The organism is Phaeovulum sp. (assembly GCF_041596715.1).
Lineage (GTDB): Bacteria > Pseudomonadota > Alphaproteobacteria > Rhodobacterales > Rhodobacteraceae > UBA6213.
Genome location: NZ_JBFHIA010000384.1, coordinates 1 through 1,660 on the forward strand (window position 1 = coordinate 1; position 1,660 = coordinate 1,660).

At 66.7% G+C, this 1,660-nt stretch carries 1 protein-coding gene; it reads right to left on the minus strand.

The window, feature by feature from the left end:
• Positions 1 to 1,619 (minus strand): DEAD/DEAH box helicase (locus tag ABY403_RS16295; protein WP_372841860.1); only part of this gene is annotated, 1,619 nt, incomplete at its 3' end.
• Positions 1,620 to 1,660: the final 41 nt, after the last annotated feature.

Sequence of the window (1,660 nt, forward strand, 5' to 3'; positions counted from 1 at the left end):
AACTTGGAGCCCGAAAAGACGGCGATCTTTGGCCGCTTTGCGGTTGAGCGGCTGACCTCGACGGTCAGTTCGTTCAACCCCTCAAAGCGCACCACCTGCCCTCCGATCAAAAAGCTGTCGCCGGGGCTGAGTGTTGCGGCAAATGCTTCTTCGACTTCACCCAGCGGCGCGCCGCCGCGCTGCATCCGAACCTTCATGGTTTCGGTTTCCACAATGGTGCCGATGTTCATGCGCAAATCACGCGCGGCGCGCGGATCGCGCAAGGACCAGCGCCCCTCGCGCAGCATCAGGCGCCGCCAGCGGTCATAGCTGCGCAGCGCATAGCCGCCGGTTGCGCAGAAATCGAGGCAGGCGTCGAAATCGGCGCGGGGCAAGTCGGCATAGGGCCCGGCGCGGCGCACCTCGGTGAAAAGTGCTTCGGCATCGAAGGGGCCTGCACAGGCTGTCAGCGCCAGATGCTGGCACAGCACGTCCAGCGCGCCGGGGGGGCGTGGTGCGCCATCAAGCTCGCGCGCGCGAACGGCCTCTAGTGCGGCCCAACATTCGATCACTTCAAAGCGGTTGGCAGGCACAAGGAAGGCTTTGGAGGGTGCGCCCGCGCGGTGGTTCGCCCGCCCGATCCGCTGTACCAGACGCTTGACGTTTTTGGGCGCGCCGACCTGAATGACCAGATCGACCGCGCCCCAGTCTAGCCCCAGATCAAGGCTGCCGGTGGCCACCACCGCGCGCAACTGCCCCGCCGCCATCGCCGCCTCGGTCCGCTCTCGGACCTCGCGCGCAAGGCTTCCGTGGTGGATGCCGATGGCGAGGTTATCGGTGTTGGCAAGCCACAGGTCATGAAAGAACAGCTCGGCCTGTGCGCGGGTGTTGTGAAAGATGATCGTGGTGCGGTGCGCACTGATTTGCGCGAGTATCTCGGGAATTGCGTGGCGCCCGCCACCGCCTGTCCAAGGTGGCGGGGCGGTGGCAAGCATCGTGATGTCTGGCGCGGGGCCGGGTGCGGCTGTCATAACCTCGCAACCTTCGGGTGCCAGAAACCGGGCCAGCGCGGCTGGGTCTTCGACGGTGGCGCTCAACCCAACGCGGCGCAGACCCGGTGCGAGGCTTTGCAACCGCGCAAGACCGAGGGTCAGCTGATCGCCGCGCTTGCTTTCGGCCAGCGCGTGGATCTCGTCTATCACCACCCGCTGCAAGGTGCCGAAAATGCGGGGTGCGTCGGGGTAGCTAAGCAGCAGCGCAAGGCTTTCCGGCGTGGTCAGCAGAATGTGCGGTGGGCTTGCACGTTGGTTGCGGCGCGCGTGGGGCGAGGTGTCGCCGGTGCGGTCTTCGATACGCAGCGGCAGCGCCATCTCGGCCACCGGCTGGGTAAGGTTGCGCTTCATATCCGCAGCAAGCGCCTTCAGCGGCGAGATGTAGAGCGTGTGCAGACCGGGGCTGGGTTCGGCAGCCAGTTCGGCCAGCGTCGGCAGAAACCCGGCCAGCGTCTTGCCACCGCCGGTCGGCGCGATCAGAAGGGTGGCCGGGGCCGCCCGGCGGGCCATCATTTCGCGCTGATGCGGGTGCAGCGCCCATTTGCGCGCGGCGAACCATTGGCCAAGGGGGGCGGGCAAAACGTCCATCCCGCAAGCTTAGGCGAAGCGGTTTCGGCGGGGAAGGCCGC